This is a genomic window from Autumnicola musiva (assembly GCF_031846585.1).
Classification (GTDB): domain Bacteria; phylum Bacteroidota; class Bacteroidia; order Flavobacteriales; family Flavobacteriaceae; genus Autumnicola; species Autumnicola musiva.
The window spans coordinates 217,455-239,610 of record NZ_JAVRHK010000004.1 but is presented as its reverse complement, the minus strand read 5'-3'; the positions used below and the strand labels follow the sequence as shown (position 1 = coordinate 239,610).

The window sequence follows — 22,156 nt, the reverse complement described above, 5'->3', positions numbered from 1 at the left end:
TTTAAAGTGTTATATCAAATCCTAGAGTAACCCGACGCATCGTTGGATATGCACCGGTTCTAGAGTTACCACTAAAGTTACTTTCACGGTCATCCGGCAATTCTGTCCATAAAAACAGGTTATTACCGCTTAAAAAGAACCTAAGAGATCTTATACCTACTCGGTTTGTCCATTCATTCCCAATCGTGTACCCCAACTCAGCTGTTTTTAGTCGAACATATGAGCCATCATACCAGTATCTGGTACCCCGAGCCTCATCCCCTTTTTTAGCAAGCCATCTTGGCATGGGATATTCGCCTCCACCATCAGCAGTCCAATACGACCCCTCCACATATGCATTATTATTACTTTCGAAAAAAGTAGGAAAAAACACCTCTCTGTTAACATTTGAGACACCGTAAAATTGCATCGTGAAGTTTAAACCTTTCCAATCAAGTCCTATCGTTGAGCTATATGTATTTTGGGGAGTAGTAGTATATTGATAAGGAGCCACATCATAATTATCAATAACCCCATCTGCATTAAAGTCCACAATATTATAGTCTCCTACATATTGGGCGTCGTTATTAATACTCCGAAGAGTGCTTCCAAGCACATCATCCCAGCCTGATAAATATCCTGCATCAATGTATGAATGTGTTTGATTAATGTGATATCCTGCTCTTTTCTGATAATCTGGATATAATTCCGGATCGTCAGCAAACAGGATCTTACTTTTAGCATGTGTAAAGTTCGTGTTTGCCCATAGTGTAAGGTCGCTGTTTATCTGTTTATTCAATCTTATTTCTAATTCGTATCCCGAACCCTTAGCTTCACCAATATTTCCGGTTGGGTTTACAGCCCCAAAATATGTGGGAACTGCGCGGGAAGCTCCCCCCATTACAATGTCAGTTCTGTGATCCCAAAAATAATTCGCCTCTCCTTCTATTAATCCACTCAGGATGGAAAAATCTGCACCAATATTTACCTTTTCTACACTTTCCCAAGATATAGAAGGGTTACCAATGCTTGAATGCACAAAGTAAACATACGGCGATTCATTTGTTGCATTTTGACCCAATAAAGACCTTCCGCCATAATTCCACTGATCAGCATAGAGAAAACGACCTCCAGCAGATTCGTCACCGATTTGACCCCATGATCCACGAATTTTAAACATATCGATGAAATTTAAAGACTGCATAAAATTTTCTTCTGTTAGCATCCATCCTGCTGAAAGCGACGGAAAGAAAGCGAAGCGGTTCGCAGGCCCGTACTTCTCCGTACCATTGTATGCGCCGTTAACTTCAAAGAAATACTTTCCTTCGTAAGCATATGTACCACGGAACACCCAATCTTCCCGAAAATGAGCAAATTCACTACCTAATGAATATTTCTCGCGACTCATCATGCCAAGTAATGTTATATAATGTCCTCCGAAATCGCGTGCATAATTTAAGCGTGGAGAATAATATTGTCTTCTGTAGGTTCCACCAATATTGACGACACCCGGATTGGTATTCCAAATTCTTTGATTAACAAAATCAAGCTGTGTTGATGCATCAATCGGATAAGCATAAATTTCCTCTCCGGTATCAGGGTTGACCCACATACGTTGGGTCGTCTGAAATGAATTATCTGATATACCCCTATCGACCTCCTGAAAAGTATTATCGTAAGAGTATAAAGCTTCAAAACTCAGTCCTTCCGTAAGAAAATCAAGATCTTGTTCTAACCTAAAATCAGTAGTGATTTTTGCCTGAGTTATTTTTTCACGACCACCACGCCCTAGAAAATATAACGAATTTGGTTGTGCCGCATCATGTGGTTGATAAAACCCCCAAGTGTTAGTAGAAGTATAATAAGGAATCATCGCATCGGGTGCAGTTGTATAGGCTGCTCCCCATGGGGCACTACCGCTAAAATTCCAAGGCTCCTGGCGAACCCCATTAGAACCAAACAAGTTCGTGCTAAATTTAGTGGTGTTCGTTAATTGAAAATCCAGATTCGTACGGACATTAATCCTACTGAAATCAAACCCTGGTTGATACCCTTGTGCATTATCCACTGTCTTAAATAAATCTCCTTCATTTAAGAAATTAATATTTGCGAAGTATTTCACTAGTTCTGTTCCACCGGACACATTGGCACTTGCATTATACGCCATTGCGAAATCTTTAAACAAGACATCTTCCCAATTAACGTTTGCATATCGCTCTGCCTCTGTTAAATTTGCAGGGTAACGATATTTGCTAATAATATCAACCGGCGTGTAATCCTCCCAGCTAACAGGGGAAAGGGCCAGTTCTCTTTCAATAGCCTGGTTGCGTAGCATTAATGCGCCGTAGGAGTCGTATTTTTCAGGAAGTTTGGAGGCCATTTTCATGGTAGAGTTTACACGCACCCCAATACTGGCCTTCCCTTCTACACCACGTTTTGTAGTAATAAGAATAACACCATTAGCACCACGGACACCATAAACTGCCGTGGCAGAAGCATCTTTAAGTACAGAAATTGTAGCTACCGACGATATATCCACATCACTCATAGAACGCTCAATACCATCAACTAGAATAAGAGGATTACTATTGTTCCACGAGGTTTGTGCACGAATAACTATATTGGGATCTTCAGCTCCAGGTTGCCCTGTAGATGAAGTTGTAATAACGCCAGGTAGTTGTCCTGTAAGAGCTTGTCCTATATTTGTTACACCACCGGTTCTTTGAAGAACTTCTCCGGTTGTTTGCGTAATTGCCCCAACCACACTTTTCTTAGTCTGCCTACCATAACCCACTATGATGACCTCCGCTAGGGCTTCCTCGTCAACTTCCAGCTGCACATTAATTTCAGATTTGTTATCCACTGGAACTTCTTCTGTTTGAAAACCAACATAGGTAAATTGTAATGTCGCATCTACAGGTACATTATTTAATTCATAATAGCCATCCAAATTGGTAACGGCTCCATTGGATGTCCCCCGTACTAGAACGGTAACCCCTGGGAGAGTTGCATTAGCATCCGAGACAACCCCGCTTACTGTTATGTTTTGAGCATGTACGGTAAACGCAGAAATCAAAAATAGGAAGAGGAAAAATTTCTTCCGAGGCAGATGACCATTGAATAGGATTTTTTTGATCATTATATCAGAGTTTAGAATGTTAGGAAAAAATGAGTTTTATTCTATTGATTTTTATGTTAATGCATCATGACTTTCACTTTCTTTGAATCAGCAAATTGCAAAAATAATTTTAAATACGCAATCGATTTCCTTAAAAAAAACTAAAAAAGTTTTTTTAATTTCAAATGCTAATGAAAAATCACATCAACATTTACAATAAAAGCTGCTCTTAAAGAGAGGCAGACCATTCAGGAATCAAAATAATATTTGCTCACATTCTGCAACTTCTTTTGGTCAATTTTCAAGAAGTGACAGAATAATATCTTAATCCTAATTCGTTTTGCGCCACTTTGAAAAATCAAGTAAATTACCTTATCGCTAAAATTATGCGATTTGGTAAATACCCTAATTCTATGTACTTAAAGCAACATTTCATTGCTCCAAGATAGCCTTAGTTACCACAATATCAGTACCACTTTAGGAATTGCAGGTAATACCGTAAATAATTATATGCAGGCTTTTAAAGCCAGCGATTATATCTCCAAAGAGTTTAATAGTGTGTCATAATGCCAATTTAGAAGCCTTATTCATCTCTCACACCACTTTTGATAATCAATTGTTTGATCAGGTGACGCGGTATTTTGAGCGAATGAATAAGGCCAAAAACCATCCTGGGTTTACTTTTCTTTTTCACTATTAGATATATTTGCATCCTTTTAGCTACACGCAGTTTTTTGGAACATTACTACCAGAAGTATGCAAAGCTCAAATGCTCTATGAAGCTCGATCATGCCCTTTGTTAATAGCTTTTAATTGATTTTGCAGGTATGAAACTTCAGATCGCAGATTGATTTTCAGGAGAAATCATGGCTGTGGAAGTCTTTGCCCCGATTCTCCCTAAGAACTATTAAATTTTGTCTCCTCGGTAGAATATAATCCTACAAGGTTTATTTTATGCTTATCATTAAAAGTTCGATCATACGTGACCAAATTTTCAATTAAGTATCTAGTTGTAGTAGAGTTACTAATTGATGCACTGGATGGCGTATCGCCCTGAGCACTAAATACTCCTACACCTGTATAATTACCTCCATTGGTATTTCTATAATTAAGACCAAGATTGATTCGGTAACTAAGGCCATCAACACCAGGTATCTTAACTTCTCCAAAGAAATTATTAAAAGAACCGAATTCACGGCTTTGATCAATCCAAGAATCTCCTAAGTTTTCAATACTTTCTCGGGTATAAACCCACTGATCATCCAGTGGCATGCGAATTATTCTTTTGAGACCTCCATCTTCATTATATGGGTCAGCAATAGGAGAGGCTGACAATGCACTAAAAAAACCTTGATTCATACCATTTCGTATAGAAAAATTACTATTAGAAGAGAGTCCTACCCGGATAAAATCCCCAATGTCTTGGTTTAAAGCAGCATTGAAAGAGAATCTCTCAAAATATTGTTCTGGTAGAACAGCTTCATCTTTCGTATAACCAAGGCTTGCATTGTAGCTACCTCCTTCAGTACCTCCAGTAACACCAAGATTATGATTAGTTATTATACTATTTTCATATAGTAAGTTCTGCCAATTGGTATTAATATCGTTGGATTCATCGGGCCCGTTGGTAAATCGCCCAGCAGTTTCCCTCAATTCAATAAATTTCTCAGCCCCCATCATAGCATACTCTCCAAATACCGTTTTGAGTCCATAAAATGCATCGTAGCTAAACTGAGCTTCCTGCCCTTTTTGACCGCTATTTGTCGTTATTAAAACTACACCGTTAGCTCCCCTGGATCCGTAAATTGCGGTTGCAGAAGCATCTTTTAAGATATCAAGACTCTTAATATCGTTGGGATTAATATCATTCAGCGAACCAGCAAATGGCACTCCGTTAAGCACAATTAATGGGTCATTGCTGGCTGTTAAAGAGCGTGCACCTCTTATACGAATCTGCTGCGTAGCACCCGGCTGAGAAGATGTTTGGGAAAGCTGAACTCCTGGAAGTCGCCCCTGCAGGGCTTCAGAAATGTTTGCGGAAGGAACTTCTCGTAATTCTTCACCTCCTATAGAAGACACAGAACCTGTAACCGCTTCTTTTCTTTGCGTACCATATCCGACTACCACAACTTCGCTTAGAGCTTCAGCATCATCTTGCATAGTGATATTAATTTCTGTTCTTCCATCCACAGGAATTTCTTGGGCTTCATAGCCCATAAAGCTAAACCTAAGGACAGCATCGGAAGGCACCCCAGATAAATTAAAGTTTCCATCAAAATCTGTAGTTGTACCATTCCCGGAACCATCTACAAATACATTAACACCTGGTAAAGGCATATTTCCATCAGTAACAGTTCCAGAAACTGTTAGATCCTGAGCATATATTGAACCTGCCATCAATAAAATGATTGGTATCAAAAAATTATGCTTAATTCTTAAACAATAACTTAATAACTTTTCTTTCATTTTTTCGAATATTTAATCACTTGTGTGTTAGTTTACTTAGTTTTAAATAATTGGGTAATGATTTTAATACAATGATAAATATACAAGAAACTCTTATTTTTCGAAATCGTTTGCGTGAAAAAAAATAATTTTTTCTTTAATAGACTTAACTATAAAGTTTAACTTACTGATTATAAATAATTTATATTATAAAATATTCACGGATTCGATTATGTATTAGTTAAGAGACTACATTTTGAAGTAACTATTATTTAATTTTTAAAAATCTCAACTTTTTTAAATCGTCAGAATTAAATATTTAAATTCCAATTTTTATTGTCACCTCCGTATCTTCAAATTCACCTGAATGTTCTTCAGACTATTTGATTGTGCTATTAGTGTAAGTTTATCGCTACCTTTAGCATTTTATTCGTCTTAACAATTATTAAAGCTTTCCCGTTCAATGCTTTTCTTGATTTACTAACAAAAGGTGTCATATGATCAGCATTTCCATTATCAGTAGCCACTATATCACCGGGACCCGATAATTGAAACTGTAGAAGTGCATCAGAAGTAGGTACAATTCTCCCTTTCTCGTCGGTTATATTAACGGTAATAAATACTAGGTCCTCTCCATTAGGCTTCAAAACTTCACTGTCAGGAATTAATCTTATTCCAGTAGGCTTATCAGTAGCACTACAGAATCCCTAGCCCATTCCTTTTCATTTTTATAAGTAACCACTTCCAATTTACCAGGCCTACAGGAAACTTCATCCCATCTAAACCTATACTCATAATCGTATTTCTTTTTACGACCTAATGATCCCCATTTAGAAATAATTCTGCCTCATCAGCCGAAGAAAAAACTTGAACAGGAATATTCTCACCTTCTTTACCTTCCCAATTCCAATGCAGGATTAAATGCGCTGTTGTTAGTTCCGGTCTCCAACGGGCCTGGTAGTGATAAAACCTGCTTTGCCCCCTTAAATAATCCCATCCGTGCCAAACAAACCCGCCACCTACAAACGGATTTTGATCTTTAGCTTTAAAAACCTTATCGGGAGATGAACCAAAACTCTACAGCATAAAATCCGTAATCGCTACCATATTTATTTTGTGAATCTCCTCCAAGGCTATCGGTAACAGGATAACTTATCCCCTCCTGTACCGGCAATAGAAATTCATCCCTTGTACTAAGGGTTGCAGCATTTTTCAATACTTAAAATTAATTTTTGAGGCAAAGTATTATGGAATGTACCGTATAGCGGTTCTGCACGAATTCCATCTAAATGTGCTTGTGCAGGCGTATTTTTTATCCCTTCCCCTTATAGTTCAGATTTATAGCATCCGGTACTTTAGAAAATGGCATATCTGGTTTCGCAAAATCCACTGAAACGGTTGTAGGACGTGTGGTATCTTCTTCCTTCACTATTTTTGCAGTTTTTTATACGAAACAGCTCCTTCCTGTCCAATATAATGTTCCCCTACTTTGTCTCCACAACTTCATAAAATTATAGAAGGGTGATTTCGATCCCATCAAATGAATGCCCTTACATCCTGCTCATACCAATCGGGCAAAATAAGGTGAAAATCTAATGGCGTTTTCTTTCGTTCCCATACGTGAAAAATTTCATTTACTACAAGGAAGCCCACTTCATCAGTTAAATCTAAAAATTCTGGTGCAGGTGGTTTATGTGCCATTCTAATTGCATTTACCCCCATTTCTTTTAGAAGGTTTAATTGATGTTTTGCTTCGTCCTTATTAAATGCGACCCCTAAAGCACCGAAGGTCATGATGTAAATTCACTCCTTTTATAAAAACTTCTTTTCCATTTACTACCACCCATTTTCAGGATCAAATTCTAGGGAGCGTAAACCGAACTTGGTTTCATATTCACCAATTACCTCTCCGTCTTTGTATATTTTAGTGAGCAGGACGTACCGGTTTGGTTCCTGGTGAGGAGGGGGACCCCATAACTTTGGATTTTGAATATTCACCTTATCTTTTAGGGTTTCACTCGAACTTGCAGGAATATTCAAATTAAGCCTGTCAATCTCAGCAATTGCAGAACCTCTTTTTTCCCATCATCATTTAAATCGTAAATTGAATTCTCAACGGAAACTTCAATTGCATCATTTAAGGTATTATTGATAGAGATATTCAAATTAACATTAGCAGAATCTTTAGTAATATTTTCTCTAGTCTCAAAGGTGTCCCACTGCCCCACGTGTACCGGAGCTTTTTTCACCAACCAAAAATTCCTATATATGCCACCTCCAGGGTACCATCTGGAAGAAGCCAGAGGATTATCTATACGAATAGCCAACTGATTTTCCCCTCTTTCTAATAAGGAGTTAAATCTACTTGCCAGGAAGCATATCCGTAAGGCCAATCACCTACTATTTTTCCATTCAACCAAACCATAGCGTAAGACATAGCGCCATCAACTTCTCCTTTTATAGCCCAGTCAGGAGACAAATCTATTGTTTCCCAATTACCATTATAAATTCTGGCTGAATGATAGGGAAATACGAAAACGGTTCATGAGTTGGTCTCATATATTTTTCTTCTTCACTACTCAAAAATTTATTGCCTGTAGGCAAAATCCAGGGTTTTAATACTTTCGCATCGCTGTCCACTTTTTTGGCTTCAGTAGGTTTTGCATCTGCATCTTTTCCGTCTTCATCATCTTCAAAACTAGGACGCAAGTCATAAATTAAGTTATCGGAGTCTTCTGCCATTTGGTACTTAAAAATTTCCAGTTTTCATTTAAAGATTTTCTTTCTCTTACATTAGATTCCTGCGCGTTAATATTAAGATATGAAATGTAAAAGCAACTAGGAGAATTGGAGATTTAGTTATTTTTTTCATCCGTAAATTATTTAAAGCAATCGTTTGCTTTATAACCGATTATTTTAGTGTACTAAAAAACTCAAATCATTACTTATTAGGCATATATTATCAAATATAATCACGAATACGATTGATTTTTATATTTTTACCCGAAACATTAAAACCAATTTTAAAATGAAATTAAAACAAAGCCTTCCAATTTTATTACCGGCGCTTATCGCCTTTGGCTGTAAGGATAACAACAAACAGGAGGAAAAAGATGAGACATCTGAAGATTCTATAGCACAACAAGATACTATTAAATATCACTCAGAGCCATTAATTACCGACCATTTTACTGCAGACCCTTCAGCTCACGTATTTGAAGATAAAATATTTATTTACCCTTCACATGATTGGGATTCCGGAGAACCTGAAATGGACGACGGCAATCATTTTAACATGAAAGATTATCACGTGTATTCTATGGAAGACCCTGATGGCGAAGTAACCGATCATGGTGAAGTTCTTAACGTAGAAGACGTAGCCTGGGCAAAACGCCAAATGTGGGCTCCTGATGCCGCAGAAAAAGATGGTAAATACTACCTTTTCTTCCCTGCAAAAGATAAAGACGATATTTTTAGAATTGGTGTAGCCACATCTGATAAGCCAGAGGGTCCTTTTACCCCGGAAGAAAAACCAATTGAAGGCAGCTACAGTATAGATCCCGCGGTTTATAAAGATACCGATGGTGAATATTATATGTATTTTGGCGGAATTTGGGGTGGCCAGTTACAGCGTTGGCAAACCGGAGAATTTGTTGAAGAAGACGAATATCCTGCTGATGATAAACCAGCACTTAGCCCTAAAATCGCAAAAATGAGCGATGACCTATTGAGTTTTGCTGAAGAACCAAAAGATGTTGAAATATTAGATGAAAACGGAGAGCCTATTACCACAGGTGACAACGACCGTAGATTCTTTGAAGCAGCCTGGGTTCACCAATATAATGGTAAATATTATTTCTCTTACTCTACAGGAGACACCCACAATATTGCGTACGCTATTGGTGACAGCCCTTATGGCCCTTTCACTTATCAGGGAGTAATTTTAGAACCAGTTGTAGGTTGGACAAATCACCATTCTATAGTTGAATACAAAGGAAAATGGTATTTATTCTACCACGATAGTTCACTTTCAGATGGGAAAACCTACTTACGAAGTATGAAAATGATGGAAATTGAACATGATGAAAATGGTAAAATAAAAACAATGCAGTCTTATACTGAATTAGACTAAAGAAAGCTGTTATTATTGAAAAGCTGCTGATATTTAAATATCAGCAGCTTTTTTCTATCTTATATTTTAACGAGGCATATTGTTCTGAAATAACTTAAAAAAACCGATGCTTACCATGCACCGGTTTTAATAAATCCTTAGACCTATAAATATTAGTTTCTATACACTTCATCATTCCCAGAATATTGAAACCAATTAAATAAAGCATCATTATCACTTGGTTTCCCATTAGAAGTGGTATACAGCCCTAAGTTAACACCTACAAATCCGCCGGCTACCTGGGTACTAAGAAATTTACCGTCCTGAGTTTTTCCTAATTGTTGCCAGTCATTACCGGTATTATAGAAAAAAGTATATTCATCTTCCTCAAACTTTAGTTTAAATTCAACTTCAGATACTGTATTGTCTAAAGAAATGCTTTCTATTAATTCATCAGACTTATATAATTGCACCACAGGTTGTTTATTCTCTTTAGAAAGCGCTGCGTAATAATAATGGGTTTCCTTTTGAAAAGCGAGCAAACCGGCTTTCTCATTTTCAGCCTTTGCGTCAAAATCAACTGAAATAGAAACTTCACCAATTATATGTTGCTGCCTATGACCAAGAAAACTAGGATTAGCCTCGCCTTCTACAGTTTCAGGACGGGTTTTAAGGATAATTCCTTCAGCTCCATCTTTTAGATCATACCAGTTAGTTGTTGGGTTTCTAAGCATCATCCAGTTTAGCGGCAACTCCTTTTTATCAAATTTTTCTTTAAAAGAAAAGTTACCGTTTAACGGAATAAAATCCTTTTTAAGTTCAACTCCCTCTGGCAACGGATAGGAATATTTAATTTCTTCACCCCCTAAATCGAAAATAGGCCAGTCTTTTTCCCATTTCACCGGAGTTAAGAAAGTTTCCCTTCCCGTATTATATAAATCGCCTTCATATGGTCTCACAGCAAGGAAAACTCCGTACCAATCACCATTTGGATGTTGTACAATATCGGCATGGCCCGCAGAAGTAATAGGATTTTCCCGATCTGGATCTAAATGCCGCTGAGTTAAGATTGGATTTTCTTCAAAAGGAATAAACTTATCATTAATATTGGCGTTTCGATAAATCATTTCAGAATGGTTCACCGCGGTTCCACCTTCGGCTGTCATTAAATAATAATAGCCGTTTAGTTTATAAATCCTGGGACCTTCAGCCCAAACGGGTTCAGTAGAAATATCTACCCCGCCATCTACCAAAATTCGGTTCTCACCAATAGTTTTTAGATTTTCTTTATCAAACTCAATCATTCTAATGGTTCGGTGTCCTTCGTATTTAGCCTGGTTATTTGGCGGTTCACTGTTGTAAACCAGGTAAGATTTGCCGTTATCGTCAAAGAATAATCCGGGATCTATTCCACTAACTTCCGGAAGCCAAACAGGATCGGACCACGGGCCGGCAGGATCTTCTGCAGTCATTACAAAATTACCTTTCCCGTCAACAATGGTACAGGTTAAATAGTAAGTACCCTTATCGTAACTAATATCTGGTGCAAAAACTGCCCGGGAAGTCCCAAAGCCATGTAGATCTACCTGCTCTGGCCTGTGTATCACATTACCCACCTGTTTCCAATTAACTAGATCTGTACTGCGGAAAACAGGGATGCCGGGATAAAAGGCAAAGGTAGAATGTACCATATAAAAGTTTCCCTCTCCATCATCAGTAATAGCGGGGTCAGGATACCACCCGGCTAAAATAGGATTTAAAAAATTTTCCTGTGCGAAAGTGCCATTTACACTTAGCAAAATCATTAATATAGATAGTATTTTTTTCATAATAAAAACGCAATCGGTTGTAATTCCACAATATACATTATTAATCATAATATAAGTAAGCTTTACAGATTAAAAAAGGATTATGTTTTACTTAAAAAGCAAGTGTTTTATGCAACTTTTTCAGTAGTGTCCGGTAAAGATTTTTAAAAGCGGGATTTCCTAAAGAGGATTTCCCGCCTATTTTGTATCTTGTTTTTACCACAAAACCAGATACATGAACAAAAGTAATAACTTTAGCGGACAGCCCATTATTAAGCAACTATTAAAATTGCTTTCTCCATCAATAATTACCCGGACAGCATCTGATCATAATAGTGACAGATATTATAAGCGTTTTAAAACATACGATCATTTGGTAACGATGCTCTATGCCACTTTGAGCGGTGTTAGCTCCCTACGGGAATTATCCACGATATTATTGGCCTGCGAGGGGCGAATAGGCCATTTAAACCTCAAAGATTTCCCAAAACCCAGCACATTGTCCGATGCTAATAAAAATCGTAGTAGCGAAGTCTTTGCAAGTATCTACTATTCTTTATTTCATTCATATCGTTCTTTTTTATCGGACAGCAGCCCGCTGTCTTTACCTGTAAAGCATTTAAAGATCGTGGATTCCACTACTATAAGCTTATTCAGTGATATTTTAAAGGGAGTTGGCCGCAACCCTATCGATGGTAAGAAGAAGGGCGGTATCAAAATGCATACAATGATTAACGCATTGGAGGACGTCCCTTGTCTTGTCCGTTTTAGTAGTGCCGCAACCCACGACCATACCTTTTTGAAGGAACTGAATCTGGAAAAAGGTTCTTTTGTTGTCTTTGATAAAGCATACAATGATTATCTACAATATTTTCAATGGACCGAGAATGACATCTATTTTGTCACCAGGCAAAAAGATAATGCAGTCTACAAGAGTATAGCGGAATTTGACCTGTCCGATACCACAAGTGATGCCGTGTTAAAGGATGAACGTATTGCCATCGATAAAAAAGAAACAACCATTGAGTTAAGGCGCATTGCTTATTGGGATAGTGAAAAAGAAAAAGTGTTTGAGTTCATTACCAATCATTTCGAATTAGAGCCAGATAAAATAGCTTCTATCTACAAACACAGGTGGCAGATAGAAACCATGTTCAAAAGGCTCAAACAGAATTTTCCACTAAAGTATTTTCTCGGGGACAATCAAAATGCTATTGAAATCCAGATTTGGTGCGGGCTCATCATACAGCTTCTAATGCTTGTGGTACAGCGAAAAACGAAAAGAAAATGGGCATACTCCAATATGGTATCGATGATACGATTTCATTTGATGACTTATATTGATTTGTTTAAATTCCTTGAAGATCCAAATAAAAAATGGAAGGAGCTGACCACAAAACCTCCGGATAAACAACTGGCTCTATTTTGACACCACCCCTTGCTATTGAAATAAAGAAAAAAACAATGGTTTTATTGGGCGCAATGGTCATTTATATAAAAATCGTATTTTAACCGGACACTAATGCAACTTTTTACAAATATTTCGTAATTTTGTTGCAACCGAAGATTTAAAAATACATGAATAAGAAAAAGGAGGTTACTATATACGATTTAGCCAAGGAGTTAAACTATTCCCCGTCTACGATTTCCAGAGCTTTAAACAATCATAAGAGTATTGGAAAAAAAACCATAAAAAAGATTCAAAAAACTGCAGAAGAATTTGGCTATCGCCCTAACACTTTAGCTGCGAGTTTAAGAAATAATACTTCTAAGGCTATAGGGATTATGATTTCCAGAATAAACCGACCTTTTCAGGCTTCTTTAATTACCGGTATTGAAAAAGCAGCACGGAAATCAAATTATAATGTTATCATCACACAATCTGATGACAAATACGAAAATGAAGTTAATAACGCCAAAGCTCTTTACGATGCCCGTATAGGCGGACTTATAGTTTCTTTAGGGATGGAAACCCAGGATACAAGCCATTTTGATCAATACGTGAAACAGAATATACCTATAGTATTTGTAGACCGGGTGCCTGAAAATTTCAATTCTTACCGTGTTATTATTGATAATCACGCTGCTGGATACCGGGCTACAAAACACTTAATAGAACAGGGATGTAAAAGAATTGCACATTTCGCTGGAGCTCAACACGTTAATGTTTACAACTTAAGAAAGAAAGGATACGTTGATGCACTTATAGACGCTGGACTTCAGGTCGACGAAGAACTCATAATGGATATGAAAACCCTTAGTTTTGAAGAAGGAAAGAAGGCAACCGAAAAATTATTAAAACTTGATAATCCTCCAGATGGTATTTTTTCGGCTAACGATACTGCAGCAGTAAGTGCAATTTTATATGCTAAAGAAAAAGGAGTTAAAATTCCTGAAGAACTCGCTATTATTGGCTTTAACGATGATCCTATTTCCAGAATCGTAGAACCTACGCTGTCTACCGTTTCACATCCCGCAATAAAAATGGGAGAAATATCTACAAAAAGAATTTTAGAACACTCTACGCGCAAACTTGACGCTGCTGTTTCAGAAATTACAATGTTAGATACCGAAATTATTATAAGAAATTCCAGTAAAAGAAAGTAAAGGGATTTTAATTAGAATCCGAATAATTCAGGAAGCCAAAGGCTCAAAAACGGAAAAATTATCACCAAAATTAAGGAAATCAACATTCCCACAAAAAGTGGTAGTAAAGGTTTTACCACTTTTTGAATAGTAGTATTTGCAACTCCTACCCCTATAAATAAAACCGAACCTACGGGCGGCGTACAAAGCCCTATACATAAATTCAGGATCATTATTACTCCAAAATGTACCGGATCTATACCCATAGCTACTGCAACCGGAAGAAATATTGGGGTAAAGATCAATACCGCCGGCGTCATATCCATAAAGATTCCAACAAATAATAATATCAGGTTGATTAAAATAATCACTACAAAAGGATTATCACTAAAACCTAATAAAGCTGAAGTTACTTCCTGCGGAATATTTTCGTAAGACATTACCCAGGACATTGCAATAGACATCGCAATAAGTAACATTACCAAAGAAATGGTCCCTACTGATTCTACCAGTACGGTTTTAAGTTTAGAGAAATTCAATTCTTTGTATAGAAAAGCCAGTATCAGGCAATAAACAACAGCTACAGAGGAAGCTTCAGTAGCAGTAAAAATTCCGCCAACAATTCCGCCAATAATAATTATTAATAAAAGCAGACTTGGAAGGGCATCAAAAAAAGACCGCATAATATGTTTAAACGAACTTCTTTTTCCTGTAGGGAAACCTTTCTTTTTTGCCCAAACTAAAGCAATGGCCATTAAAATTAAACCGGTAAGAATACCGGGAAGATAACCGGCTAAAAATAATGCCCCTATACTCACCCCACCACTGGCAAGAGAATAAATTATAAAAATATTACTTGGCGGAATTAAAAGTCCCGTGGTGGCCGAAGTTACATTTACAGCAACACCATATTCTTTGGTATAACCTTCTTTTTCCATCCTTTCAGACATAAAACTACCAATAGCGGCAGCAGCAGCACCGGCAGAACCTGCAATTGCACCAAACATCATCGCAGCTACAATATTTACGTGCGCCAAACCACCGGGTAAAGCTCCAACCAGGGATTTTGCAAATTCAATTAACCTTTTGGCAATTCCACCACTGTTCATAATGTGACCGGCAAGGATAAAAAAAGGAATAGCGAGTAAGGAAAAACTATCTAAACCGGTAGCCACTCTTTGAGAAATAGTGGTAAAAGCAGGAATAGTATCTACACTAAATAACAAGGTTAGTACCGAAGCTATCCCAATGCTCCAGGCAATGGGAACGCGAATTCCCACCAAAACTATAAAGCTAAATATTAAAACAAATATTTCCATTTACCGATTTGCTTTTAATTCCTGCAAGGTTTGCCGCATTTGCATCCATTTAAAATAAATAATCATCAATCCTGAAATAGGTAAAACCAGGTATACAAATCCCATAGGCAAACCTAAAGCTGCAGAAGTTTGTTCGAGCTTAAAAGAAACATACACATACCTACCACCGCCAATTACAAAAATTGCAGCAGTAAAAAGCATAATTATTAATTGCACCAGGAGATCGAGTTTTAATTTTGTCCTGATACTAAACGATTTTGGAAGTAAATCTATAGTGATATGCGTATTTCTACCTGAAATATAAACGGCCCCAAAAAGGCTAACCCAAATTAGCATAAAACGCGCCAGCTCATCTGTCCACGAGCTTTGATCTGCCAGTAGATAACGACTACAAACACCCCATAACACGCTAAACAACATTACCGTTACCAGGCAAACAACCAACCATTCTAAAAACCAATTAAGTTTTCTACTCATTTCCTAAGTTTTTAATTTCTTGAATGGTTTTGTATAATTCAGGTTCTGTTTTCTCTAAATCTTTAATTATATGGCTACTTTTTTCTTTGAATAATTCTTTATCAGGGTAAGTGACTTTCACCCCTTCTTTCTTAATTGCCGTCAATGCCTCTATTTCGGCAATCTCCCATAATTCCCTTTGTTTTACTGAAGCTTCCTGAGCAGCTTCCTGGATCCATCTCTTTTCTTCGGAAGAAAGCTTGTTATAAATCTGCGTACTTATCACCAAAATATCGGGGACAGCCGAATGCTCATCTAATGAAAAATTTTTACAAATTTCGTAATGTCTTGACGTGTAAAAGCTGGGCAAATTATTTTCTGCTCCTTCTACTACTCCTTGCTGTAGTGAAGTATAAAGTTCTCCCCAGGAAACCGGTGTAGGCGAGCCTCCAAGGGTTTTTACAAGGTTAATTGCCGTAGGACTTTGCATTACCCTTATTTTCAAACCTTTTAAATCTGCCGGAGTTTCAATAGGAGTGTCTTTTGTATAAAATGAACGGCTGCCCGCATCAAAATAGGTTAAGCCCCTTAACCAATATTTCTCGCCGTCTAAAAGAAGTTCATTTCCAAGCTCGCTATCATAAAGCTTATAACGATGCTCGCGGTCTTTAAAAATATAAGGATAACCAAAAACGCGAAGTTTAGGGGAAAAATTTTCCATCACGGCAGATGACACTTTGGTCATAGCCAAACCGCCCAGTTGCAAAAGTTCCAAACTCTGCCTTTCTGAACCTAACTGCCCGCCGGGGTAAACCTCTATTATTAATTCTCCATTAGATTTTTCTTTAACACGCTGAGCAAAAAATGCTAAAGCCTGGTGAACAGGATGATCAAGACTCAACCCGTGGGAAAGTTTTAAAGATTTTACTTCATCTTTATGGCTACAGGAAGCAAAGAGAATTAAGACAATAAAAAGTTTGAAAACTGATCTCATGTAGATCTTATTTCAGTAATTATTTTTAGCACTTTGGCCACATTGTTTTTTATAGATTCAAAATCAGAATTTTCAACCATATTCTTTGGAATAAGTGCTGACCCCATTCCAACGCAAGTAACTCCAGCGTTAAACCATGCTGTTATATTTTCTTCTTCAAGATTAACTCCGCCACTTGGCATAATTGAAGTCCAGGGTTGCGGGCCTTTTACAGCCTTTACAAAACCAGGCCCTAAAACAGCCGCCGGAAACATTTTTACTATTTCGCAGCCCAATTCTTCAGCCTGGCTTATTTCGGTTAGACTACCGCAACCGGGTAGGTATAACACTTTTCTACGGTTACAAACTTTAGCAACATCTTCTCTAATTACCGGGCTCACTACGAATTCTGCACCTAAATTCATATATAGACTGGCTGTACCGGCATCTACTACAGAACCTACTCCAAGAATCATTTCGGGACATTCTTCTCTTGAAAATTTTACGAGATTTCCAAAGACTTCGTGAACAAATTCTCCCCGGTGAGTAAATTCAAAAAAACGTGCTCCTCCTTGATATACTGCTTTAAGCACTTGCTTAACTAATTCCTGGTCCTGGTGATAAAATAAAGGCACTAGCCCCAATTCTTTCATTTTTATCGCAATTTCCGGTCTGGATAATTTTTTCATGATATTTATCTTTTAATTCTTCCTGAGCCATCACCTTCAATTAATTCTAATACTTCTTCTTTACTTACCCTATTAAAATCTCCCACAATAGAATGTTTTAAACACGAAGCCGCCGTGGCAAAATCAAGCGCTTTTTGCTCTTTAAAGTGCTGAAGTCCGTAGATAAGTGCTCCCATAAAACTATCTCCAGCACCAACCCGATCTACAATAGGATAAATGTTGTATTCTATAGATGATAACAATTTTGACCCTGTAAACAGATCTGCCGACCATTTGTGATGAGATGCATTCAATTCTTCACGATTTGTGATAGCTATTTTTTCTAAAGAAGGGAACTTTTTAATTAGAGCTTTAGAAAGTTCGTGATTATCTTGAATATCTTTTAAACCGAAAAACTGACTACAGGCATAAGCCCCCGCAAGTAAAACGTCGCTTTGCTCCACTAGTTTGGTCATGGTTTCTTTAGGCTTGGCCTCTTTGTATTGCCAAAGATTTCCGCGGAAATTAAGATCTCCGGAAATTTTAATTCCTTTACTTTTGGCCACTTTAATCGCATGCGAACATACCTGCGCTGCCTTTTCAGAGATCGCCGGTGTAATTCCTGACCAATGGAACCAGTTGCAATCTTTAAAAATCTCATCCCAATTAAACCATTCGGGTTCTATTTGCGAAAAAGCTGAATTTTCCCGGTCATAAATTATTTTCCCGGGACGGTTAATAGCCCCTGTTTCCAAAAAATATAATCCTAATCGCTGCCCTTCAAATTTTATGTGATTTAAACCTACATTATTATTTCGTAAATCATTTATGGCTGATTTCCCTAAATCGTTTTCGGGTAAAACACTTAAAAACTCGGTTTTTAAACCAAAGTTTGCTGCAGTTATAAGCACGTTTGCCTCACTCCCGCCGTACACAACTTTAAAATTATTTATTTGCGAAAACCTTAGCGCATCTTCGCAAGACAGGCGCATCAATAACTCCCCTAGGCTCACCAGCTTTTTCATAAATTACTTTTTGTCCATTTCAGGAAATTCAAAATACGATTCTGCATTGTAATAACATATATCCTTAATTATTTTACCTATCCATTCTATATCTTCAGGAAGTTCTTTGTTTTCAATATCTTTTCCGAATAAATTACATAAAACGCGTCTAAAATATTCGTGCCTTGGTACAGATAAGAAACTTCTACTATCAGTTAACATTCCGACAAAACAACTGATTAAACCCATATTTGATAATGAATTCAACTGTTTTTCCATTCCATCTTTTTGATCTAAAAACCACCAGGCAGAGCCATGCTGAATTTTTCCTTTCCGGGAATCACTCATAAAATTCCCGGCCATTGTGGCCATCACTTCATTATCTGAAGGGTTCACGTTATAAAGAATGGTTTTAGGCAAATCTTCATTTTTATTTAGTGTATCTAAAAATTTTGCCAGCGGCTTAGCCTGGTTTAAATCTCCAATACTATCTACGCCTGCATCTTTACCAATCTGGTTGAGTAATTTAGAATTGGTATCCCGCACCGGGCCCAGGTGTAATTGCATGGTCCAGTTCTTTGCAGCATACAAACTACCTAATTTTAATAATAAAGCGGATTGATATTTCTCAGACTCTTTCACAGTAAGGTTTTCTCCTGCTAATTTTTTCTTGAGTAAATTATCTATTTCATCCTTAGAAAAATCTTCAGCCAGCATTCTTTCCAAGCCGTGGTCTGAAAGCCTGCACCCGTGTTGATGAAAATATTCTATTCTACTTGCTACTGCTTTAATAAGGGAATCAAAATCTTTAATATCTATTTTAGTTTGATTTCCTATTCTTTTTAAATAAGCTGCAAAATCATCGCTTTCAATATTCAATAAACCATCTGGCCTAAAAGTGGGAAGCACTTTTACTTCAAAACCATCTTCCGCAATCTTTTTATGGTGTTTTAAATCATCGGCAGGATCATCTGTGGTGCAAACCACTTTTACATTCATTTTCTTTAGCAAATTCCTGGTAGAATAAGCCTGGGTAGCAAGCAAAGAATTACATTGATTGTAGATCTTTTTGGCATTTTTCTCGTTCAATAAATCGGTAATACCAAAATAGCGTTGCAATTCTAAATGCGTCCAATGATAAAGCGGATTTCGCATGGTATAAGGAATGGTTTCTGCCCATTTCTGAAATTTCTCCTCATCGCTGCTATTTCCCGTAATATACTTTTCTTCAATACCAAGCGCCCGCATAGCGCGCCATTTATAATGATCACCGGCAATCCAGATTTCAGTAAGGTTTTTAAATTGCCTGTCTTCAGCTATGTCTTGAACTGGCAAATGGCAGTGATAATCGATAATAGGCATATCTTTAGCATAGCGCTCATAAAGCTCTTTAGCAAAGCTATTTTCCAGAAGAAAATCTTCTTCAATAAAATTCGTCATTTAATTCACTCTTTTCGGTTGTTATCTTAGCGTAAACACGGCTTCTTTAAACTGGGCTGCACCTAATTCCAGGCTTCTGGCAGAAGGGCTGGAACTTCCTATATAAATTTTAAATTCTCCTTTTTCTATGATACTTTCACCTTCGTTATTTACAAGCTCCATCATCTCGGGAGTAATATCAAACTTTATTTCTTTAGAACTTCCTGCTTTTAAATTTACTCTTTTAATTCCGTAAAGCTGATATTTAGGCGCCTCTACAGAAGTTTCTAAATCTGAAACATACAATTGTACAACTTCTTCGGCTTCACGATCTCCCACATTAGAAACTTCTAAACTCGCCTCCAGGTTTTGCCCTTTTCGAATTTTTTCTTTGGATAATTTTATATCAGAAAATTCAAAATCTGAATAGCTCAACCCATAGCCAAAAGGATACATTGGTTCTGCATCCATATATTTATAAGTTCTACCCTTCATCGTATAATCTTCATATGGAGGCAAATCGTCCAGGGATTTTGGAAAAGTAATTGGCAATCTACCCGATGGAGAAACCTCTCCAAAAATAATATCTGCCACGGCGTTACCACCTTCCTGGCCGGGATACCAAACCATTAATACCGCGTCTGCCAGTTCGTGTACTTCTTCCAGATTCATTGGGCTTCCGCCCGTAATTACCGCAATCACCGGATTATCGCCGGCGGCTTCATTCAATTTTCGTAAATAATCCAGCTGATTTTCAGGAAGGTTATAATCCAACCTATCTCCAAAAGTTTCTGAAGCTATAGACTCCCCTTCTTCGCCTTCTAAAACTCCGGAAATTCCTAATACAGCGATGGTAGCATCGCTATTTGCAGCATTCGGCGAAGCCCAATCCTGCGGGTTTGCATTTGGACGATCTAACAAAGTCCCCTGGCGGTATTGTAACTGACTTTGAGGTTCTATAGCTCCTGCTATTCCTTCAATAATTGTAACCAAATCGGGATTTACACCGTGATAGTTACCAAGCAAAATTTCAACACTCGTAGCATTTGGCCCGGTAATAAAATATTTCGCCAGGTCATTTTTCAAAGGAAGTACATTGTTATTTTTAAGCATCACGATAGACTTTTGGGCAGTCTCCCTGGCCAATGCTCTGTGTTCACTTGTATTAATATCTTTTGCAGAAAGTTTAGAATATGGATTATTTGTAGGGGAATCAAAAAGACCAAGTTTAAACTTGGTTTTCATCAAAACGGCAAGTTGCTTGTCTATTTCTTCTTCGGTTACCAAGCCTTGATTTACCGCTTCTACCAAAGAAGGATAAACGCTACCACAGTTAAGGTTAACCCCGCTTTTTATTCCAAGAGCCGCAGCTTCTTCAGGAGTTTCCACAACATTGTGACCTCCATAAAAATCTTCCAATGCCCAGCAATCGCTTACCACATGGCCTTTAAAACCCCACTTATCCCGTAGCACATCGGTAAGTAAATATTCATTTGCACAACAAGGTTCTCCGTTAGTAGCATTATAAGCGCACATAATAGTTTCTACCTCCGCATCTACCAGGGCTTCAAAAGCCGGCAAATAAGTTTCCCATAAATCTTTTTGAGAAGCAACTGCATTAAATTCGTGTCTTAATTTCTCAGGACCGCTATGTACTGCATAATGTTTCGCAGCAGCAGCGGTTTTAAGATATTTATCATCATCGCCCTGCAGGCCTTTTACAAACGCCACCCCTAATTTTGCAGTAAGAAAAGGATCTTCCCCGTAAGTTTCCTGTCCTCTTCCCCACCGCGGATCACGAAAAATATTAATATTCGGAGTCCAAAATGTTAGTCCGCTGTATTGTCTTCTATACCCGTTTTCTACGGCGGTATTATGATTTCCGCGGGCTTCATCTGAAATTGCCGAAGAAACTTTAAAAATTAAATCTTCATCAAAAGTAGCGCCCATCCCGATGGCCTGCGGAAAAACCGTAGCCACTCCAGAGCGACCTATACCGTGCAATGCTTCGTTCCACCAATTATATTCTGGAATCCCCAAACGTTCTATGGCCGGACTGTCATGCATCATTTGCATAGCTTTTTCCTCTAAAGTTAATCGATTGATTAAATGGTCCACTCTTGCGTCTATACTCAGTGACTCATTATAAAAACCATAATTTTCATCTTTCTCCTGCGCATTAATAGTGCCCCAGTTTCCCAGTACAAAAATCATTAGGAAGGTTCTCATTACTCTATAATTCATAATTTTCTGATTTAAGTTTATACACC

The 22,156-nt window shown here is 37.6% G+C and carries 20 protein-coding genes and 1 pseudogene; 3 read left to right on the top strand and 18 right to left on the bottom strand.

The annotated features are described in order from the left end of the window. Window position 1 precedes the first annotated feature (1 nt). The 10 genes and pseudogenes from RM539_RS08080 to RM539_RS08035 form a co-directional block, all read right to left on the bottom strand. Window positions 2-3,118 (bottom strand): SusC/RagA family TonB-linked outer membrane protein, encoded by a 3,117-nt coding sequence (locus tag RM539_RS08080; RefSeq protein WP_311502878.1) that lies wholly within the window; start codon window positions 3,116-3,118, stop codon window positions 2-4. 876 nt (window positions 3,119-3,994) lie between these two features. Further along, window positions 3,995-5,494: a SusC/RagA family TonB-linked outer membrane protein gene (locus RM539_RS08075; protein ID WP_311502877.1), complete on the bottom strand. Its 1,500-nt coding sequence runs from the start codon at window positions 5,492-5,494 to the stop codon at window positions 3,995-3,997. 443 nt (window positions 5,495-5,937) lie between these two features. Further along, a complete protein-coding gene (locus tag RM539_RS08070) occupies window positions 5,938-6,189 on the bottom strand; it encodes a hypothetical protein (protein ID WP_311502876.1) in 252 nt (83 codons plus the stop codon). Window positions 6,190-6,212: 23 nt separating this feature from the next. Continuing rightward, window positions 6,213-6,421 (bottom strand): annotated as a pseudogene (locus RM539_RS08065) (DUF4982 domain-containing protein). 175 nt (window positions 6,422-6,596) lie between these two features. Then, on the bottom strand, window positions 6,597-6,758 hold the full coding sequence (locus tag RM539_RS08060) for a hypothetical protein (RefSeq protein WP_311502875.1): 162 nt from the start codon (window positions 6,756-6,758) through the stop codon (window positions 6,597-6,599). A 320-nt stretch (window positions 6,759-7,078) separates the two neighbouring features. Further along, complete coding sequence (locus tag RM539_RS08055) at window positions 7,079-7,264, bottom strand: glycoside hydrolase family 2 TIM barrel-domain containing protein (protein WP_311502928.1); 186 nt, start codon at window positions 7,262-7,264, stop codon at window positions 7,079-7,081. Between the two features lie 114 nt (window positions 7,265-7,378). Next, window positions 7,379-7,540 (bottom strand): hypothetical protein, encoded by a 162-nt coding sequence (locus RM539_RS08050; RefSeq protein WP_311502927.1) that lies wholly within the window; start codon window positions 7,538-7,540, stop codon window positions 7,379-7,381. 38 nt (window positions 7,541-7,578) lie between these two features. Next, entirely contained in the window at window positions 7,579-7,869 is a 291-nt protein-coding gene (locus RM539_RS08045) for a hypothetical protein (RefSeq protein ID WP_311502874.1), read from the bottom strand. 17 nt (window positions 7,870-7,886) lie between these two features. Then, window positions 7,887-8,021 (bottom strand): hypothetical protein, encoded by a 135-nt coding sequence (locus RM539_RS08040; RefSeq protein ID WP_311502873.1) that lies wholly within the window; start codon window positions 8,019-8,021, stop codon window positions 7,887-7,889. A 2-nt stretch (window positions 8,022-8,023) separates the two neighbouring features. Further along, the gene (locus RM539_RS08035) at window positions 8,024-8,284 is read right to left on the bottom strand and encodes a hypothetical protein (RefSeq protein WP_311502872.1); all 261 of its coding nucleotides are present in this window, start codon (window positions 8,282-8,284) and stop codon (window positions 8,024-8,026) included. A gap of 286 nt (window positions 8,285-8,570) precedes the next feature. On the opposite strand from RM539_RS08035, the gene RM539_RS08030 reads away from it, so the two are divergent. Beyond that, entirely contained in the window at window positions 8,571-9,674 is a 1,104-nt protein-coding gene (locus tag RM539_RS08030; protein ID WP_311502871.1) for a glycoside hydrolase family 43 protein, read from the top strand. 152 nt (window positions 9,675-9,826) lie between these two features. On the opposite strand, the gene RM539_RS08025 is transcribed toward RM539_RS08030, so the two are convergent. Then, a complete protein-coding gene (locus RM539_RS08025) occupies window positions 9,827-11,482 on the bottom strand; it encodes a glycoside hydrolase family 43 protein (RefSeq protein ID WP_311502870.1) in 1,656 nt (551 codons plus the stop codon). A gap of 214 nt (window positions 11,483-11,696) precedes the next feature. Here RM539_RS08025 and RM539_RS08020 point away from each other — a divergent pair, with 214 nt between their 5' ends. Together RM539_RS08020 and RM539_RS08015 are read left to right on the top strand one after the other, a co-directional pair. Beyond that, window positions 11,697-12,890, top strand: coding sequence for an IS4 family transposase (locus RM539_RS08020; RefSeq protein ID WP_311502869.1), 1,194 nt, complete (start codon window positions 11,697-11,699; stop codon window positions 12,888-12,890). Window positions 12,891-13,039: 149 nt separating this feature from the next. Further along, the gene (locus tag RM539_RS08015; RefSeq protein ID WP_311502868.1) at window positions 13,040-14,068 is read left to right on the top strand and encodes a LacI family DNA-binding transcriptional regulator; all 1,029 of its coding nucleotides are present in this window, start codon (window positions 13,040-13,042) and stop codon (window positions 14,066-14,068) included. A gap of 11 nt (window positions 14,069-14,079) precedes the next feature. Here RM539_RS08015 and RM539_RS08010 read toward each other — a convergent pair whose 3' ends face one another. The 7 genes from RM539_RS08010 to RM539_RS07980 are packed head-to-tail and all read right to left on the bottom strand — an operon-like array spanning window position 14,080 to window position 22,130. Then, on the bottom strand, window positions 14,080-15,366 hold the full coding sequence (locus tag RM539_RS08010; RefSeq protein ID WP_311502867.1) for a TRAP transporter large permease: 1,287 nt from the start codon (window positions 15,364-15,366) through the stop codon (window positions 14,080-14,082). After that, a complete protein-coding gene (locus RM539_RS08005; RefSeq protein ID WP_311502866.1) occupies window positions 15,367-15,843 on the bottom strand; it encodes a TRAP transporter small permease in 477 nt (158 codons plus the stop codon). It abuts the gene before it with no gap. Continuing rightward, window positions 15,836-16,816, bottom strand: a complete 981-nt coding sequence (locus RM539_RS08000) for a TRAP transporter substrate-binding protein (protein WP_311502865.1) — start codon at window positions 16,814-16,816, stop codon at window positions 15,836-15,838. Before RM539_RS08000 ends, RM539_RS08005 begins: the two co-directional genes overlap by 8 nt. Then, entirely contained in the window at window positions 16,813-17,484 is a 672-nt protein-coding gene (locus tag RM539_RS07995) for a bifunctional 4-hydroxy-2-oxoglutarate aldolase/2-dehydro-3-deoxy-phosphogluconate aldolase (RefSeq protein ID WP_311502864.1), read from the bottom strand. Before RM539_RS07995 ends, RM539_RS08000 begins: the two co-directional genes overlap by 4 nt. A 5-nt stretch (window positions 17,485-17,489) precedes the next feature. Beyond that, the gene (locus RM539_RS07990; protein ID WP_311502863.1) at window positions 17,490-18,488 is read right to left on the bottom strand and encodes a PfkB family carbohydrate kinase; all 999 of its coding nucleotides are present in this window, start codon (window positions 18,486-18,488) and stop codon (window positions 17,490-17,492) included. Window positions 18,489-18,491: 3 nt separating this feature from the next. Beyond that, window positions 18,492-19,907 carry a glucuronate isomerase gene (gene uxaC / locus RM539_RS07985; RefSeq protein WP_311502862.1) on the bottom strand — a complete coding sequence of 472 codons (1,416 nt, stop codon included), beginning with the start codon at window positions 19,905-19,907 and terminating at the stop codon, window positions 18,492-18,494. 21 nt (window positions 19,908-19,928) lie between these two features. After that, window positions 19,929-22,130: a glycoside hydrolase family 3 C-terminal domain-containing protein gene (locus RM539_RS07980; protein ID WP_311502861.1), complete on the bottom strand. Its 2,202-nt coding sequence runs from the start codon at window positions 22,128-22,130 to the stop codon at window positions 19,929-19,931. Window positions 22,131-22,156: the final 26 nt, after the last annotated feature.

Excerpts from the sequence above, each read along its gene's own strand:
- RM539_RS08080 (WP_311502878.1), bottom strand. The coding sequence starts at position 3,118 with ATGATCAAAAAAATCCTATTCAATGGTCATCTGCCTCGGAAGAAATTT.
- RM539_RS07995 (WP_311502864.1), bottom strand. The coding sequence starts at position 17,484 with ATGAAAAAATTATCCAGACCGGAAATTGCGATAAAAATGAAAGAATTG.
- RM539_RS08005 (WP_311502866.1), bottom strand. The coding sequence starts at position 15,843 with ATGAGTAGAAAACTTAATTGGTTTTTAGAATGGTTGGTTGTTTGCCTG.
- RM539_RS07990 (WP_311502863.1), bottom strand. The coding sequence starts at position 18,488 with ATGAAAAAGCTGGTGAGCCTAGGGGAGTTATTGATGCGCCTGTCTTGC.
- RM539_RS07980 (WP_311502861.1), bottom strand. The coding sequence starts at position 22,130 with ATGAATTATAGAGTAATGAGAACCTTCCTAATGATTTTTGTACTGGGA.
- RM539_RS08020 (WP_311502869.1), top strand. The coding sequence starts at position 11,697 with ATGAACAAAAGTAATAACTTTAGCGGACAGCCCATTATTAAGCAACTA.
- RM539_RS08055 (WP_311502928.1), bottom strand. The coding sequence starts at position 7,264 with ATGGGGGTAAATGCAATTAGAATGGCACATAAACCACCTGCACCAGAA.
- RM539_RS08000 (WP_311502865.1), bottom strand. The coding sequence starts at position 16,816 with ATGAGATCAGTTTTCAAACTTTTTATTGTCTTAATTCTCTTTGCTTCC.
- RM539_RS08010 (WP_311502867.1), bottom strand. The coding sequence starts at position 15,366 with ATGGAAATATTTGTTTTAATATTTAGCTTTATAGTTTTGGTGGGAATT.
- RM539_RS08030 (WP_311502871.1), top strand. The coding sequence starts at position 8,571 with ATGAAATTAAAACAAAGCCTTCCAATTTTATTACCGGCGCTTATCGCC.
- RM539_RS08025 (WP_311502870.1), bottom strand. The coding sequence starts at position 11,482 with ATGAAAAAAATACTATCTATATTAATGATTTTGCTAAGTGTAAATGGC.
- RM539_RS08015 (WP_311502868.1), top strand. The coding sequence starts at position 13,040 with ATGAATAAGAAAAAGGAGGTTACTATATACGATTTAGCCAAGGAGTTA.
- RM539_RS08075 (WP_311502877.1), bottom strand. The coding sequence starts at position 5,494 with ATGGCAGGTTCAATATATGCTCAGGATCTAACAGTTTCTGGAACTGTT.
- RM539_RS08035 (WP_311502872.1), bottom strand. The coding sequence starts at position 8,284 with ATGGCAGAAGACTCCGATAACTTAATTTATGACTTGCGTCCTAGTTTT.
- uxaC (WP_311502862.1), bottom strand. The coding sequence starts at position 19,907 with ATGACGAATTTTATTGAAGAAGATTTTCTTCTGGAAAATAGCTTTGCT.